Raw genomic sequence first — 16,331 nt, forward strand, 5'->3', positions numbered from 1 at the left:
GTCGTCGGGTTCGTCTCGATCGCCCGTCGAGACTTGATCACGCCTCGAGTAACGTTCGCGAGGAGTTCGCGACGATCAGCAGGCCGCTGGCCGCCAGCGCCGCGGTCGTGACCGCCGGACTCAACAGCCCCGCCAGCGCGACCGGGATCACGATCGCGTTGTAGACCAGCGCTAACCCGAGATTCTGGACGACGCGCTCGCGGGCGGCACGCGCCAGCGCGAACGCTCGTTCGACCGCGGCGAGGTCGTCGTCGACGATGGCGAGGTCGGCCGCGTCGGCGGCCAACGCCGTCCCGCTGCCGAGCGAGATGCCCAGATCCGCCGCGGCGAGGGCGGGACCGTCGTTCGTTCCGTCGCCGACCATCGCGACGCGGTTCTCGGCGCGGAGTCGCCGGATCGCCGCCGTCTTGCCGTCGGGCGGCACCGCCGCAAAGACGTGCTCGACGCCCGGATGCCGTCGGAAGCGGGCCGCCGCCGAGTCGTCGTCGCCGGTGAGCACGACGACGTCGATCCCGCTTTCGTCCAGCGCCGTCACGGTCGCGTCCCACTCGGTCCGCGATTCGTCACCAACGACGACGATCCCCTCCGCGTGTCCCTCCCGTCCGACGACGACGGGCAGTCGGCCGTCGTCTCGCGCCGCCGCGATTCGCGTTTCGAGGTCCCCCTCGAGGTCCCAGTCCTGCTCGCGAAAACAGTCGGGGTGGCCGACGAGCACTCGCCGCCCGTCGACGGTGCCCTCGACGCCGGTCGCGTGGCGCCGGAACTCCCGTATGCGGTCGGTGGGCTCGTCCGGTTCGTCCGCGTCGTCGGTAACGCCCCCGTCCGTTCGTGTCGTCTCGTCGGCGAACCCGTCGGTTTCGCCGCTTCCTCCCCGATCGTCGCTTTCACCGCTCCGGCCGTCTCCGTCGGCGAACGCCGCCTCGATCGCGGCCGCCGCCGGATGGGACGCGCGCCGCTCCACCGACCCGGCCGCTCGAAGGAGTTCCGCCGGCGCGTCCGCCTCGAGCACGCTCATCTCGCCGGTCGTGAGCGTCCCCGTCTTATCGAAGACGACAACGTCGATCTCCCGGAGCCGTTCGAAGACGCTCTCGTCGAAGACGACGATCCCTCGCTCGAGCGCGTCGCGGACGCTCGAGGCGACCGAACACGGCGTCGCGAGGCCGAGCGCCCACGGGCTGACGACGATGATCGTCAGGAGGACCGTCATCGCGGCGGCGACCGGAGTCGCCTCGAGCAGGATCGACGCTACGCCGGCGACGACGGCTGTGGCGACGACGAACGGGAGGAGAGTCGCCGCGAGCGCGTCGGCGCGGCGCTGGACGCCGTGGTCGACGCTCTGGAGGTTCCACACCGTACGCGTTAGCTGATCGATGCTGCTGGTCGTCCGATCGCCGACGGCGACGACCGCGGCGCCGCCGGTTACGACCGAGCCGCCGATCACGGCGTCGCCCGCCGCTTTCGAGATCGGTAACGACTCGCCGGTGATGACCGCCTCGTCGACCGCGCACTCGCCCTCGGCGAGCGTTCCGTCGACGGGGATCCGCTCGCCCGCCCGGACGAGCAGTCGGTCGTCGGCCCCGATCTCTTCGATCGGGCTCTCCCGCGTTGTTCCGTCCGCCTCGAGGACGCGGGCCGTCTCGACCTGGGAGACCGTGAGATCGGTGAGCCGGTCCATCGCGCGTCGTTTGATCGTCGCCTCGTAGAAGACGGCGGCCATCACCGTTGCGGCGACGAGGATCGTCAGGTCGTAGTAGATTTCGGGTTGGCCGACGACGAAGGCGAGCGTTCCGTAGGCGAAGGCGGCGACGATCGTCAGCGTCGCGAGCAGATGGACGCTCGGCTCACGGAGTTTCAGACTCACGTAGGCCCCGCGCAAGAGCGGCATGCCGGTCAGGTAGAGCACGGCTCCCGTGAGCACGAAAAAGAGCGGCAAGAACAGGACGCCGTCGAAACTCGCGAACGTCTCCGCGTACAGCCCGAACAGCCAGTAGTCCGTGTAGCCGGCGAGATACACCGGATAGAACACCGTAACGTACGGGATCAGCAGGAACGAGCCGAAGACGATTCCGACGATGTACCGCAGTTCGAGGACGTCTTCCGAGCGGCGCTTTCGCAGTCCGTGCATTTCGCGTGATCTGTGGGTGGTGCTCGTCTGGTCCTCGGCGGGGCCGGCGTCAGCGTCGGTATCTCCTCTCGCGGGAGCCTCTGCCGCGTTCTCGCGCCGGTAAGCCGTGTAGCCGATCGTCGTCAGACCGTCCTCGAGCGCCGCCGCCGACGTCCGGTCGGGATCGTGATCGACCCGGACCGTCTCCGTGACGTAGCTCGCAGCCGCGTCCGAGACGCCCGCGCGGTTCTCGGCGACCGACTCGAGGTACGACTCGCAGAGCGCCGAGTGCATGCCGTCGACTCGGAAGAACGTCCGCGCGTGGCTTTCGTTCTGGGAAGCGGGCTTCGTTCGAGAATCGGGGTTACGGCCGGTGTCGGCGTCGAAGTCGGCCGCGTCCGTGCCGTTGGTTCCGTCAGTGCCGTCGCTGTCTCCGAGCACGTCGACGATCTCGCGACAGCCGCTCGAGCAGAAGAATCCGTCGACATCGGTATCGGCGTCGGCGTCGCTGTCCGCCGCCTCCACCGTCTCCGCCGCCGACTCGCCACATTCCGCCCCGCAGAGCCGACAGCGGCCGCGCTCCGTCTCCCAGTCGCTCACGACACGGCTAGTTCACTCTCGAGTGCAATAACAGTGGGCGGCGCCCCGTCAGTGCCGTTCGATGACCGTGCCGTTCTCGCCGACCGCAACCGAGCGCTCGGGGGCGATCGAAATCGCCTGCAGCGCGTCGGTTCCGTCGATGTCGATTCGTTCCCAGTCGGCCGTCGGCGTGGACCGCTCGTGAATTCCGTCATCGGCACACGCCGCCGTTCGCTCGCCGGAGCGGGCGAGGCCGGTCAGCGAGCCGTCGGCGACGCGTTCGGGCGTCCACGTCGATCCGCCGTAGCGGTGGACGACGCCGTCGTCAGCGCTCACGAGACAGTCTCCCCGCCCCGTGGTCGCGACGTCGGTGAGCGTCCCGTCGGCTCCCTCGAGTCCAACTCGCTCGAACGACTCGCCGCCGTCGGTCGTCTCGAAGACGCCGTCGTTGGTGTCACAGCAGTAGCCGACGTCGCCGACGAGTTCGACGCCGCTCAGACTCGAGCCGCTGCCGGGCTTGTCGGGACCCGTCCACTCCAGGTCTCCCTCGCGATACGTTCCGCGGAGGACGGCCCCGGAGCCGTTGATCAGGAGGATCGTCTCCGCGTCGCTCGAGCCGCCGACGGCGACGCCCAGCCAGTTGTCGGTGACGTCTTCGGGAGCCGTGTAATCCGTGTGGCGGCCGGTTTCGACGTCGACGCGCCCGAGAGCGCCACTGTCGCCGGCGATCCAGACCGCCTCGCCGTCGGCCGTCGCGTCCGCGCCGCGGAGGTCGTTACCCTGGGCGGCAGGGCCGTCCTCGAGGACGACCGACCACTGGCCCTGACCGTCGCCGCTGAGGACGGTACCATCGGCACCGACCGCGTAGGCGTCGCTCGCGGTCGGGATCGCGACGTCGTACAACGCCGTCTCCGCGGGTGTGTCGACGCCGTGCCACTCGGCGCCGGCGTCTGCAGAGTCCGATTTCGGTTCCTCGATAGACGCTTCGTCGCGGCCGTCATCGGCTGCCGCGTCCGCGGGTATCGCTCTGTCGTCGTCGGATTCCGTTTCGGCAGCGTCATCGTCAGCATCGGCCGCCGTCGATTCCGTTTCGGCCCCCTCGAGCGGCTCTCCCGTCCCTGCACCCGTCTTCGCCTCCTGATCGGCTGTCGCCTCCGATTCAGTGCCGGCAGTGTCGCCCGTCGTCGCGTTTTTGCCAGTCTCCGTCGAGGTGTCTGTGACAGCGTCGGACGCGGAAGCCGCGGCGGTGTCCGCGGTCGCGGCTGCATCGCTATCCTCCCGAGCGTCGGTGCCTCGCGCCTCGCTCGAGCGGCCGCTTCCGTCGTCGCTCCCGTCCGCCCCCGCGGACCCGGTGCCGTCCTCCCCGTTCGACCCCGTCGCAGATGCGGATTTGTCGCGGGGCCGTGCCCGCCCGCGTCGGAGATACAGCACGACCGGCGGGACGGCGTACGTCGCGAGCGCGAGCGCGGCGAACCAGTTGTGAACGATCGTCAGCGTCCCGAACGCGGTCAGTCCGGCCGTCGCGACGGCGTGGACCCACGTCTTCGTGTAGTTGCGAAAGAAGCGAACGAAGCCGTTCGCGTCGGTCCGGGCATCGTGTGTCGTCATCAGTGGGGCCCTCGAGTCGGGCGGATTCCGCCGCTCGCCGTCGCTCGAGGCTCGAGTTCATCGTATCGGACCGCCGGCAAAAAGGACACTGCAGGCAAGCCCATTCCGCCAAACGGGGGCGTTCGTCGCGTTTTAGGGGTACTTGGCGACGACGGGGTCGACGGGTTCGGCGCGTTCGAGGCTCAGCGTTCGGATCGCCGCGTCGTCCCGACCGAGATCGTGAGGACGCCGTTGTTGTAGACGGCGTTTCGGTCGTCGGTGAAGACGTACGGCGTGACCGGCGGCGTGATCGTCTGCTCGAAGGCGGTCTCACCGTGGTCGATCCGGAGTTGGATCTGCTTCGAACTGACCGTTACCGTGATATCGTCGACCGTCGCGGGGGTGGCATCGACGACGACGGTAAGCTGATCTGCGGCGCAGTCGTACACGGCCCGCATCGGGAACGATCGGGACGTGGTGTGCGAAGAGGAGGACACGGTGTGGGGTTCCGAAGCCACGGTGAAACCCGTCCCCGTGTACAGGTGTAGGCTTGATATCCCGCCTCGTCTCATACGGGTCACTGTAACTATGTACCGCCGATCGACGACCCCGTTCTGGCGACTGGCGGTAATTGACTACAGTAAACCGTATCAGAGCCGCATCCGTCCCGGGCCCCGTAGCTGGTGTCGCCGTTCATACTGTCGGACAGAAGCCGATGAGAAGTCGGTCGCGAATTCGCGGCCGCCCTTGGGGATGACGGCCGCAGTAGCGCGACCGATGTTCGAATAGTTCTGGCCAGCAGTATCAGAGATACCCCAGATCCGCCAGCCGCTCTTTCGTCCCCTCGCGCATCGCAACGTCGTCCGCCTCGTCGGCGTCCTCGAGCGGCTCGAACCGGTCCTCGAGCCGACGCCGGAGCGCCCGAACGGTCTCGGGGTTGTCGGCTGCGATATCGTCGCGTTCGTTCGGATCGACCGTCATGTCGTGGAGGCGCTCGAAGCCGTCGTCGCCGCGGACGTACTTGAACTCCCGCGTCCGAACCGCGCGAAGCCGACGGTCGTACTCGCGAACGCGATCAGGAATGTCGCCGAAACGTGCCTCGAGCCGATCGATCGAGGGCTGGGGGGCGACGTACTCGGCGAAGACGGCGTCTCTCGAGGGCGAGGCCGAGGCCGACGTCAAATCCGGATGCATCGAGCGACTCGAGCCCTGCTCGCGAAGCGCCGGATCGTCGATATCGACCGCTTCGAGCAGCGTCGCCGGAAGGTCGAGCAACTGGACGAGGTCGTCGCGTCGGCCGCCGCCGGTAAACGGCCCGCCGTGGAGCACCAGCGGGACGTTGATCAGCGTGTCGTAGAGGTTGTACTGGTGACCGAAGAAGCCGTGTTCGCCGATGTGCTCGCCGTGGTCGCCACAGACGACGAACAGGGTGTCTTCCCAGGCACCAGCGTCTTCGAGTGCCGATCGGAGCTGTCCGAGTTGGTCGTCGACGTACGCGAGTTCTGCCTTGTACAGGCCGCGGAGGAGCGAAAACTCCCGTTCAGTGAGCTCGTAGTCCTCGCAGTCGTAGGCGCGAGGATCCTGTCGGATCGCCCTCGCCTCGTCGTAGCTCGCGTCGTCGGGGAGGAACCGCTCGGCGTACTCCCGCGGCGGGTCGTACTCGACGTGCGGTTCGATGAAGTTACAGAACAGGAAGAAGGGCCGGTCGGCGTCGCGCTCCTCGAGCCAGTTTGCGATCCAGGTCGTCGATCGGTCGGACCCGTCATCGCCGGCCGGCTGGAGCGCTTCACTGTAGAGGATGTTCGCGGCGTTGACCAGCGGGTTGCCGTCGAAGAGCCGGTTTCGGGTCGCCTGGAGCTTCTCCCGGAGATCCTCGCCGCGGACCACCGCGCCCATATCCGCGTCGGACTGGATATACTGCCAGCCCTTTCGAAGTTCGTCGAACCCTCGGTCGAAGCCGAACTCCTCGGTGATCCAGGTGTTGTTCGAGACGCCGATCGTCTCGTAGCCGGAGTCGGCGAACGATTCGGGAAGGGTCCGCAACTCGTCGTCGAGGTACGTGTGATCGCCGTGGGTCCCGTGTTCGGAGGGGTAGGTTCCCGTGAACATCGACGCGTGAGACGGTAGCGTCCACGGGGCGGTCGCGAAGGCGTTGTCGAACGTCGTTCCCTCCCTCGAGAGTCGGGTCAGCGTCGGCGTCGTTTCCGGGCCGATGCTTCTCGCTCGAGCCGTGTCGAGAACAACGAGAACGACGTTCCGCGGGGTCGAATGTGGCTTCGGGTCACGCTCGTTAGACGACGAATTTGTGTTCGTAGATCCCGCCATGTGTAGCACACATCCACCCCTCGAAGGGAAGGCCACCGCCCCGGAGTATGCAGGTGGTTCACGATATTGGAATGTGTACCGAACGGTGATAGTACGGCTCAAGAAAGGGTTCTGTGGCAGTATCAGTCCGAACTCTTACTCCCCACGTGATTCAATACGCGGACATGACGCCGCCCAATATCGTCCTGGTCCACTGCCACGATCTGGGGAAGTTCATCGGATGCTATGGCGCGGCCGTCGAGACGCCGCGGATCGACGCCCTCGCCGCCGCCGGCGTTCGGTTCGACCGTCACTTCGTGACCGCACCGCAGTGTTCGCCGAGCCGAGCGAGTCTCATGACCGGCCGCCATCCCCACCAGAACGGGATGCTCGGGCTCGCCCACGGCAACTGGGAGGTCGGCCCGGAGGAACGACTGCTCCCCGAGTTGCTGGCCGAAACCGGCTACGAGACCCACCTCTTCGGACTCCAACACATCACCGAGTACCCCGACCGCCTCGGCTACGATCGGATCCACAGCGACGAGCCGCTGACCGCGGACGCACCGCCGTCGGTCCACGAGACGGCCCGCGCTCGAGACGTCGCCGACGACTTCGCGGAACTGCTCGCAACGGGCGACCACGGCGATCCGTTCTTCGCCTCGATCGGCTTCTTCGAACTCCACCGCGTCGAGGAGAACGGCGGCTTCGGCTTCGAGGGGGAGCGCTACGGCGCACCCGACCCCGGCGAGGTCGAACCGCTCGAGTTCCTCCCCGACCGGCCCGGTATCCGGTCGGATATCGCCGAGATGCACGGGATGGTGGAAGCGATCGACGACGGTGTCGGAACGATTGTCGACGCGCTCGAGGACGCCGGACTCGCCGAGGACACCCTCGTGGTCTTCACGACCGAACACGGGCTGGCCATGCCCCGAGCAAAGGGGTGTTGCTTCGACGCCGGTATCGAGGGGACGCTCGTGCTGTCCCAGCCCGGCACCGTCGAGTCGGGGCGCGCGGTCGACGACCTCGTGAGCAACGTCGACGTCTTCGCGACGCTGCTCGATGCGGCCGACGCCCCGGTTCCCGGCGCTGACGCCGACGGTGGGCACATCGCCGGCCAGAGCTTCGCCCCGCTGCTGTTCGACGGCCGCGGCGGCGAGTACGAACCACGAGAGCGGCTCTTCGCCGGCATGACCTGGCACGACCGGTACAATCCGATCCGGGCGATTCGAACGGATCGGTGGAAGTACATCCGAAACTTCTGGCACCTGCCCGCGGTCTACATGACGACGGATATCTACTGCAGCGACGCCGGCTGCGAGGTCCGCGAGGAGTACTACGGCGACCAGCGGGCCTACGAGGAACTGTACGACCTCGAGGCCGACCCGCTCGAACGGGACAATCTCGCGGCGGCGGACGATCCCGAGGATCCGGCCACCGTAGCCGTCCGCGACCGGCTTCGAGACGAGTTACTCGAGTGGATGGACGCGACCGGGGATCCACTGCTCGAGGGACCGGTCCTGCCGAACGACTGGGAGACGGTCCATCCGCGGCTGAGCGACGACCGCAAGGACACGTGGAACTGACCCTGGCCGCGCGGTGAAACTCTCCGAACTCCGGTCTTCATACGTTCACGCACGGACCCGACGCCGTCTGACCGCCGTCGTGAACCGAGGCAGCCGTCTGACCGACGTCGTGAACCGAGGCAGCCGTCTGACCGACGTCGTGAACCGAGGCAGCCGTCTGACCGACGTCGTGAGCCTGGGCAGCGTCAACGCCGACCGGATGCGATACCCGTTACTCGCGTCCGCGACCTCGAGGCCCGACACGACCGATTTCCGGCGGCGGGCGAGGCCCTTGGCTCGAGAAGCGTCCGCCCGCTCTCCAGCCTCGAGGCGTCGCGGTACCGGAACGTCGTCGGCGGGAAGGAGGCGAGTCGGGCCGTCGCGGCGGCTCGCGCTCAGTTTCGGAGGCCTTCGTAACCGGTTTCGGACGTTCTGTGGCCCATCGACGGCTCCCGTAAGTTCCGACAGACGACAGATAACGCGACGCGAGTTTCCGCGGCGACGATAGAACTATGTGTAGGTATCGCATGGCACAAACTGCATCGATATGAAACCGTGCCACAACTGTCAGGCGGTCATCGACGAGTATCTCTTGGATAAACAACTCGAACCCCTGCGCGAACTCACAGTCGACGACTTCAACGTCTGCGTCGACTGCGCGACCATCGTTTCCGATGCGTGCGTTGCGTGTGGCGGCGCGGTCTACGTCCCCCGGAGCGTCAGCGAGACGCCCGATTACTGTCCGGCGTGTCGATCCCGGCAGATCGAACGCACGGGCTGTGATCCCGGCTGGAATCTCGATACATCGCAGTCCGAACGGTCCGAAGTCTGAACGGCCGGTCTCCCGTTCAGAAACGCTATCCGAACGCTGCCCGTCAGCACACGCCGGTTGCACGACCACCGTGCCACTTTAATCGGCGTGTCTCCGATTTTGAACGAGCAGTGACGTCAGTCGCGTGCCTCTCACCGCCGGCGATCAGTCGGTCACTTCCGACTCGGATCGCTCGAGATGTCCCTCGAGTGCCAGCGAGATGGCTACCGCGTCGTCCCAGCCGGAATCCGTATGGAGCAGCGCGGGGCGACTCACGGGTGGCTCCTCGAGGGCTTTCGGCCACAAAACGTCGGGTAGTCCATGACCGCGATCGGTTCGGCGACCGTCACGGTCCCACCAACTCTTAACGCCGTTCGGAGTGACGGAGCAAACGGACATGACGGACGATATCGACGCCGTCGACGATCCCGAAGAAGAACTGCCGTCGACCGCCGGCGAGTTCGCCGAGTCACATCCCGAAGTCTGGGAGCAGTACGCCGATCTTGGCGCGGCCTGTGCCGACGCGGGCCCCATCGACGACGACTCGAAGCGGCTCGTTAAACTGGGGCTGGCCGTCGCCGCTCAGTCCGAGGGCGCCGTCCACTCCCACGTTCGTCGCGGCCTCGAGGAGGGCCACGACCCGGCGGCGCTCGAACAGGTCGCGATCCTCTCGATTCCGACGATCGGCTTCCCGCAGGCGATGGCCGCACGGAGTTGGATTACTGACGTCACCGACGAGGAAGCCGAGTGACCGTCCCGGACGCGGTATCGTCGTGACGCCGACCGGCATCACGGTCGGTACCGGTACCGTTCGACGCATCTAACTCGCTCGCCGCGTTCGGTCCAGCCAATGGCACAGCGCGCGTTCCGGATCGCCTACGACGGCACCGGCTACCACGGCTTTCAGCGCCAGCCCGACGTTTCCACCGTCGAAGACGCGGTTTTCGACGCGCTGCGCGCACTCGAGGTGCTCGCACCCGAAACCGACAAACCCGCCGCCTACGCCGCCGCCGGCCGAACCGACGCCGGCGTCTCCGCGCTGGCCCAGACGGTCGCGTTCGACGCGCCGGCGTGGCTCACGCCGCGGGCGTTCAACGCCGACCTCCCGGCCGACATCCGCGCGTGGGCGGCCGCCGACGCCCCCGAATCGTTCCACGCGACCCACGACGCGACTCGCCGGGAGTACACGTATCACCTGTACGCGCCGTCCGTCGCCGACTCGAGCGGTTCTGGTGGCGAACACGCCGTCGACGACGACCGCTTTCGCGCCGCCTGCAAAGCGCTTTCGGGAACCCGCGACTTCCACAACCTCACGCCGGACGACCACAACACCGAACGCTCGCCGACACTCGAGGCGACTCGCGACGGCGACTATCTCGTCGTCCGCGTCACCGCGGACGGCTTCGCTCGCGAACTGGTTCGCCGACTCGTCTCGCTCGCCCGCGCCGTCGGTACCGGCGAGGGCTCGCGTTCGAAGATCGATCGCGCGTTCGAGGCCGAGCCGTTGCCCGGCCACGAGGGAATTGCGCCCGCGCCGCCCGAACCGCTCGTACTGACCGCCGTAGAGTATCCGAGCCTCGAGTTCGAGACGGACGAGTCGGCGGCCGAGACCGCGCGATCGATCTTCGAGCGCTACCGTAGAGACCGGCAGACGGGTGCGCGAGTCGCGAGCCAGTTGGCCGACGGTCTCGAGTGACGTCTGTTGGCCGACGGTCTCGAGCGATCGATCGATTGCGTTGGGAGTCCTTTTTACGGCCGGGCGCGACACCTCGGAGCATGGAACTGTCGCCTGAAGAGTACGGTGCCTACTGGCGGGCCTCGATCTTCGTCGCAGCGGGCGTCCTCATCGTCTCCCTCGGCTATCGTGTCACGTCACCGTTGCTCTCGCATCCGAACGCCGGAGCGATCGGACTCGGGATCTTTCTGCTCGTCGCGGTCGTCTTCGCGGGCACGTTCGTCGCGATGCTCGGCATCGCTCGCACCGTTCGGACGGCCGTCGACGCCGAGATGCGCGGTTGATACTGGCAGACGAAAGTCAATACGAAGTCTGTCGCGAATTCGCGGCCGTCCTCGGGGATGACGGCCGCAGTAGCGCGACCGATCTTCGAATAGTTCTGGCCGGCAGTATGAGTCGGGTTACCGACCCGCAGTCTGCGCTCTACCGGTTCGTGAACAGAGATATACCCCTCGAGTCCCTTGGCTTACCTATGAGCGAATCCGCCCCAGAGCAGTCCCCCGAGGACGAAATTCGAGAAGCAGTGTCCCTGTTCCTCCAGCGGAACTTCCCCCAGATTCAGGCCCACGGCGGCGACTCGTCGATCACCGAGGTCGATCTAGACGAGGGCCGCATCTCGATCAACCTGAGCGGTGCCTGTAGCGGGTGTGGCATCAGCCCGATGACGACCCAGGCGATTCAGCGACGGCTCCCGAACGAGGTCGACGCGATCGATCACGTCTCGGTCAGCACCGGTTTCGACGGCCTCTCGGAGGGGACGTCTCGCGATATCTCGGACGACGTTCCCTTCTGAGCGCCACAGCGGCTACGCACTCCCGTCGTGATCGGCCGCCGGCAGCGTCACCGAAAACGTCGCTCCCTCACCGGGCTCGGAGTCGACCCAGATTTCGCCGCCGTGACGTTCGACGATTCGACGACAGAGTGCGAGCCCGATTCCGGTTCCGCTGTATTCCTCCCGGCTGTGGAGCCGCTGGAAGACCTCGAAGATCCGCTCGCTCTCGTCGGGCTCGAGACCGATCCCCTCGTCGCTGACCGACACGATCCACTCTCTGCCGTTCCGTTCGGCCGAGACGTGAACGCGCGGCGTTCCGTCGCTGTATTCGATCCCGTTCGAGAGCAGGTTCTGGAACACCTGTCGAAGCTGGCTCGCGTCGCCGTTGACCGTCGGCAGTGGCTCGGTCGTGATCTCGGCTTCGGTTTCGACGATTTTCACCTCGAGATCCGCCAGAACGTCCTCGAGCACGCTGTTCAGGTCGACTGGTTCGAACGGATCGCCCCGCGTTTCGACGCGGGAGTACTCGAGGAGTCCCTCGATCATCGCCCGCATTCGCTCGGCCCCATCGACGGCGTACGCGAGGAACTCCTCGCCGTCGTCGTCCAACTGATCGCCGTAGCGGCGATCGATCAACTGGAGGTAGCTCGAGACCATCCGCAACGGCTCCTGGAGGTCGTGGCTGGCGGCGTACGCGAACTGTTCGAGCCGCTCGGTCTCGGCCTGTAGCTCGTCGATGTACTCCCGGCGTTCGAAGTAAAACTTGACCAGGGTCGCGAGCGTTTCGATCAGTTCGTGCTCTTCCTCGAGGAACGGGCCCGTCTCCGTCTCGGTAGCGTCCGCGAGGAAGACGACGTCGATCGTGACCGGCGCACCGTTTGCCGTTCTGGTGTGTGCCGTGATGTTCCGATCAATGGGTTCGTAGCCGTCGGTGACTGCCTCGTGGTTACCGACCGAGACCCGCGCGGCGGTGCGCTCCGCGTATCGAAACGAGTCCGTGAGGTTATCCACGAACGCCTCCAGTAACTCGTCGACCGGTTGATCGCCGCTTTCGAGCAAGTTCGTTGCGAGCCGAACGGCGGCGAGTTCCTTTTCGCGCTCCTCGAGCGCTCGTTTTCGCCGTTCGGCGAGCTCTTTCAGATCGGTGATATCGGTCGCGGTCGCGACGACCTGTTCCGGCGCTCCCCGCTCGTCGGTAATCGGCGTGGCGTTTACGGAAAGCCACGTCCGCTCTCCGGACGGCGGATCGATCAGAATTTCCCGATCGTACAGCGGGTTTCCCGTCTCGAAGACGCGGCTGGTGGGCCGGTCTTCGACCGGAATCAGATCTCCGTTCGAATCGAACATCTCTCGGTCTCCCGTCGTGTACGGCGAAATGTCGCCCGACGGAACGTCGAGCAGTTTCGCCATCCGATCGTTGACTCGGCTGGTCGAGCCGTCCGGATTCACGACGGCGATACCGACCGGACTGGTCTCCAGGATCTGTTCGGTCAGGTTCCGTTCGCGTCGCAGCTCCCGTTCGTGCTCTCGCTGCTCGGTCATGTCCCGCGACACCTTCGCGAACCCCTGTAGCTCACCCTCGTTTCGAATAGCGGTAATCGTCACGTTGGCCCAGAACTGCGATCCGTCCGCCCGGACGCGCCACCCTTCGTCCTCGATTGCACCCTGGGTTCTCGCCTGCGTGAGATTGTGTTCGGGCACGCCGTTTTCCCGGGCGTCGTCGGTGTAGAACACCGAAAAGTGCTCGCCGAGAATCCGTTCCGAATCGTACCCTTTGATCCGTTCGGCACCTTCGTTCCAGCTGACGACGTGCCCGTCGGGATCGAGCATGAAAATTGCATACTCCTCGACCGCATTGACTAACGACTGAATCCGTTGTTCGCTCTCGAGTTGGGCTTGCTCCGACAGTTTCCGGTCCGTGATGTCGTAGTACAGTTCGACGCGACCGCCGGCGTACCGTCCGGATTCGATCGGCTTGCTCCGGTGCTCGAGCCAGCGTTCCTCGCGCCCCTCGCCGGATGTGATCCGACACTCGAACTGTTCGACGTAGGTGTTGTCGTCGTAGGTCGCCACCACCGTCTCCGCAAACGCCTCTGGGTCGGCAAATCGGTCCTGAATCGTTTCTTCGATGACCGTCTGCTTGTCCCGGCCGACGATTTCGCTCCGATCCACGCCGAAGTACCGTTCGATGGTCTCGTCGATCCAGGCGACGTCGAACGTTTCGTCGAGAACGAACACGCCGACGTCGGCCTCGTCGATGACGGACGTGATCGATTCGTACGTCTCCCAGACCGATGCGAGCTGCTCGTGCCGCCGGTCGCGACCGTCGATGGTGCGAACGACGCCGACGGTTCCCACGAACTCGTCGTCGGCCACGAGCAGGCTAAACTGCAACTCGCAGGGAACGCGCTCGCCGTCGACGGTCTCGATCGCCAAATCGTACGTCGCGTCGCCGTCCGCGTCGCTCTCGAGTCGGGTTCGGATGCGGCGCTCGAGACGGTCGCAATCCGCGTCGCTGACGACGACGGAAACGTGCGCACCGAGGAGCGTCTCCCGGTCGTACCCTGTCAACTCGAGGATCACGTCGTTGACCGCGACGAAGCACCCGTCAGTGTCGAGCTGGTAGACGCCGTCTTCGAGGGTTTCGACGAGCGTCCGGTACCGACGATGCACCACCTCATCGCCGTCGTCCGCCTGAGAGTTCGACCCTTTTGCGTCCCCCAGATCACTCATTGGGTATCCAAGTCCGCAATCGCAGTTAAACCCTTGTCTCATACGGATTGCTGTAACTAGTTACCGCCGATCACCAGGGGCGGGGTCGATGATCGGCGGTCATTGACTACAGTAAACCGTATCAGTCATCCCGGATCCGCTCTTGCGCAACACTCGTGTCGCACGTCAAAATAGGACAGTACCGACTCAAGCGCCGCTGCCCTAGTCGAGCAACTCGTCCATCTCGTCGAGTCGCTGTCCGTACATCTCCAGCGCCCGATCGATCGGGTCCGAACTGCTCATATCGACGCCGGCGATCCGCAGCAGTTCGAGCGGGTACTCCCGGGAACCACGCCGGAGGAACGAGCGGTAGTCTTCGGCGGCGTCACGGTTCGGTTCGCTGCCGGGCCCGTTCGGCAGGACGTCGTCGACGATAGCCAGCGCGGCGGAGATACCGGTCGCGTACTGGTAGACGTAGAACGCGCGGTAGAAGTGGGGGATGCGCATCCATTCGCGGGCGATGTGGTCGTCGACGACGGCGGGTTCGTAGTACTCCTCTTTGAGCCCGCGGTAGAGTTCGTCCAGTCGGTCGGCGGTGAGCGGTTCGCCCGCCTCCTCGAGTTCGTGAGCCTTGTGCTCGAACTCCGCAAAGAGCGTCTGTCGGTAGAGCGTCGAACGCACGCGCTCTAAGAACTCGTTCAGGACGTGTTTGCGGAACTCGGGGTCGTCGACGGTCTCGAGCAGGTGGTTCGTCAGCAGGGCCTCGTTGACCGTACTGGCGACTTCGGCCACGAAGATTTCGTAGCCCGAGTAGACGTAGGGCTGTTCTTCTTTCGTGAGCTCGGAGTGCATCGAGTGGCCGAGTTCGTGGGCCAGCGTGTACATCGAGGAGATGTCGTCCTGATAGTTCATCAGGATGAACGGCTGGGTGTCGTAGGTGCCCCCCGAGTACGCGCCGGACTGCTTGCCCTCGTTCTCATAGACGTCGACCCAGCGCGACTCGAGGCCCTCGGCGACGCGGGACTGGTAGTCCTCGCCCAGCGGAGCCAGCGAGTCGACGACGTACTCGGCCGCCTGATCGTACTCGACGTCGGGGCCCTCATCGCCGGTCAGCGGCATGTAGACGTCCCACATCTGGAGGTCGTCGACTTCGAGTGCTTGCCGTTTGAGCTCGGCGTGGTGGTGAAGCTTGTCGAGGTTGTCGTGAACGCTGTTGACGAGCGTGTCGTAGACGTCAACGGGGACGTTGGGCCCGTCGAGGGCGGCCTCGCGGGCGGTGTCGTAGTTGCGCGCCTGCGCCATCTTGACGTCAGCTTTGACGCTGTTCTTGTAGGCAGAGGCAACGGTGTTCCGCATCGATTGCCACTCGTCGAAGTAGTTCTCGTAGACGCGCTGGCGGAACGCCCGGTCGGGGCGTTTGAGCAGGTTGACGAAGTTACTCTGCGTGATTTCGACGGCTTCCCCCTCAGGATCTTCGACCGTCGGGAACTGCATGTCCGCGTTCGAGAGCATGTTGTACACGTCGCCGGTCGCGCCCGTGACCTCGCTCAGGTCCGCGAGCAGTTCCTCGACTTCCGCCGAGCGGGTGTGGGGTTTCATCCGGAGGACGTCGTCGACGTAATGGTCGTAGGTCTCGAGGGCCGGTTCCTCGTCTACCATCTCGTCGAACTCCTCGCGGGTCAGCTCCTGAATTTCGGGGTCGATGAACGACGTTGCGGATTGGGCGTCGGCCGCGAGCGACTGGGCGCGGGCCGTCAGCGCCTGATACTCCTGGTTCGTCGTATCTTCGTCGCGGCGCATCCGGGCGTAGGCCGAGACCGTCGACACCTCGCGCATGATCTCCTCGCTCAGTTCGAGGACCTCGAGCAGGGTGTCCGCGTCGTCGGTGACCTGCCCCTCGTAGGCGTCGAGTTCGTCGACGCGTTCGGCGACTGCTTCGTAGGCGGCCTCCCAGTCGTCGTCGGTTGCGTAGATGCTCTCGAGATCCCAGGTATATTCTTCGTCGACCTCCGAGCGTTCGGGAACGGAACTCATACCCCGCGTTTTGAAACGAAGGTGGTAAAGGGTATCGAACCCGGAGACGGAGCGGGGCGCACCGCACTGAGAAGCGACCCGCCGTTCGGTCGACCGACACGTCCGGCCCGGCTTCAGCCGACCAGTAGAAT

The 16,331-nt window shown here is 65.7% G+C and carries 12 protein-coding genes; 6 read left to right on the top strand and 6 right to left on the bottom strand.

Going from position 1 to position 16,331, the window contains the following annotated elements:
* Positions 1-37: 37 nt before the first annotated feature.
* From GS429_RS21320 to GS429_RS21335, 4 genes are all read right to left on the bottom strand, one after another.
* The gene (locus GS429_RS21320; RefSeq protein WP_328821527.1) at positions 38-2,704 is read right to left on the bottom strand and encodes a heavy metal translocating P-type ATPase; all 2,667 of its coding nucleotides are present in this window, start codon (positions 2,702-2,704) and stop codon (positions 38-40) included.
* 48 nt (positions 2,705-2,752) lie between these two features.
* Positions 2,753-4,291: a beta propeller repeat protein gene (locus GS429_RS21325; RefSeq protein ID WP_160067987.1), complete on the bottom strand. Its 1,539-nt coding sequence runs from the start codon at positions 4,289-4,291 to the stop codon at positions 2,753-2,755.
* Positions 4,292-4,473: 182 nt separating this feature from the next.
* Positions 4,474-4,767 carry an Hsp20/alpha crystallin family protein gene (locus tag GS429_RS21330; RefSeq protein ID WP_328821528.1) on the bottom strand — a complete coding sequence of 98 codons (294 nt, stop codon included), beginning with the start codon at positions 4,765-4,767 and terminating at the stop codon, positions 4,474-4,476.
* A 307-nt stretch (positions 4,768-5,074) separates the two neighbouring features.
* A complete protein-coding gene (locus tag GS429_RS21335; RefSeq protein ID WP_160067989.1) occupies positions 5,075-6,595 on the bottom strand; it encodes a sulfatase in 1,521 nt (506 codons plus the stop codon).
* Positions 6,596-6,759: 164 nt separating this feature from the next.
* On the opposite strand from GS429_RS21335, the gene GS429_RS21340 reads away from it, so the two are divergent.
* The 6 genes from GS429_RS21340 (at position 6,760) to GS429_RS21365 (ending at position 11,475) form a co-directional block, all read left to right on the top strand.
* Positions 6,760-8,157, top strand: a complete 1,398-nt coding sequence (locus tag GS429_RS21340; protein WP_160067991.1) for a sulfatase family protein — start codon at positions 6,760-6,762, stop codon at positions 8,155-8,157.
* Between the two features lie 526 nt (positions 8,158-8,683).
* A complete protein-coding gene (locus GS429_RS21345) occupies positions 8,684-8,968 on the top strand; it encodes a DUF7571 family protein (RefSeq protein WP_160067993.1) in 285 nt (94 codons plus the stop codon).
* Between the two features lie 376 nt (positions 8,969-9,344).
* The gene (locus GS429_RS21350) at positions 9,345-9,698 is read left to right on the top strand and encodes a carboxymuconolactone decarboxylase family protein (protein ID WP_160067995.1); all 354 of its coding nucleotides are present in this window, start codon (positions 9,345-9,347) and stop codon (positions 9,696-9,698) included.
* Positions 9,699-9,797: 99 nt separating this feature from the next.
* Positions 9,798-10,643, top strand: coding sequence for a tRNA pseudouridine(38-40) synthase TruA (gene truA / locus GS429_RS21355; protein ID WP_160067997.1), 846 nt, complete (start codon positions 9,798-9,800; stop codon positions 10,641-10,643).
* 80 nt (positions 10,644-10,723) lie between these two features.
* Positions 10,724-10,966 carry a hypothetical protein gene (locus tag GS429_RS21360; RefSeq protein ID WP_160067999.1) on the top strand — a complete coding sequence of 81 codons (243 nt, stop codon included), beginning with the start codon at positions 10,724-10,726 and terminating at the stop codon, positions 10,964-10,966.
* Between the two features lie 188 nt (positions 10,967-11,154).
* Positions 11,155-11,475 (top strand): NifU family protein, encoded by a 321-nt coding sequence (locus GS429_RS21365; RefSeq protein ID WP_160068001.1) that lies wholly within the window; start codon positions 11,155-11,157, stop codon positions 11,473-11,475.
* 12 nt (positions 11,476-11,487) lie between these two features.
* Here GS429_RS21365 and GS429_RS21370 read toward each other — a convergent pair whose 3' ends face one another.
* Both GS429_RS21370 and pepF read right to left on the bottom strand, forming a co-directional pair.
* Positions 11,488-14,187 (bottom strand): PAS domain-containing sensor histidine kinase, encoded by a 2,700-nt coding sequence (locus GS429_RS21370; protein WP_160068003.1) that lies wholly within the window; start codon positions 14,185-14,187, stop codon positions 11,488-11,490.
* Positions 14,188-14,388: 201 nt separating this feature from the next.
* Positions 14,389-16,200 (bottom strand): oligoendopeptidase F, encoded by a 1,812-nt coding sequence (gene pepF / locus GS429_RS21375; RefSeq protein WP_160068005.1) that lies wholly within the window; start codon positions 16,198-16,200, stop codon positions 14,389-14,391.
* Between the last annotated feature and the right edge of the window lie 131 nt (positions 16,201-16,331).

The sequence above is a fragment of the Natronorubrum halalkaliphilum genome (assembly GCF_009834785.1).
Classification (GTDB): domain Archaea; phylum Halobacteriota; class Halobacteria; order Halobacteriales; family Natrialbaceae; genus Natronorubrum; species Natronorubrum halalkaliphilum.